Origin of the sequence: uncultured Dokdonia sp. (genome assembly GCF_947492535.1) — a bacterium.
GTDB lineage: Bacteria > Bacteroidota > Bacteroidia > Flavobacteriales > Flavobacteriaceae > Dokdonia.
In genome coordinates this window covers 1-350 of the sequence record NZ_CANLNH010000054.1, presented here as the reverse complement: position 1 = coordinate 350, position 350 = coordinate 1, and the positions used below count along the sequence as shown (strand labels likewise).

Below are 350 nucleotides of genomic sequence, written 5' to 3'. Positions count from 1 at the left end.
CCAGATCCTGATTTTAATGGAACGGATAGTTTTGAATATACAGTTACAGTAACTAATGCAGATGGATCTACGGAGACAGAGACTGCTACAGTAGTAGTTACGGTGAATCCAGTAGTTGATGTGATGGATGATGCAGAGACGACAGCAGAGGATACTCCAGTAGATGTAGATGTATTAGATAATGATACGTTTGATCCTACGAGTGATGTAGAAGTGACTGATGTTACAGATCCAGCTAATGGAACGGTAACGATCAATGCAGATGGAACTGTGACTTATACGCCAGATCCTGATTTTAATGGTACGGATACCTTTGATTATACAGTAGAGGTAACTAATGCGGATGGTTC

At 40.6% G+C, this 350-nt stretch carries 1 protein-coding gene; it reads left to right on the top strand.

Annotated elements, in window-relative coordinates:
* A partial coding sequence (locus Q1A60_RS21520; protein ID WP_299770701.1) for an Ig-like domain-containing protein occupies window positions 1-350 on the top strand: 350 nt, incomplete at both ends.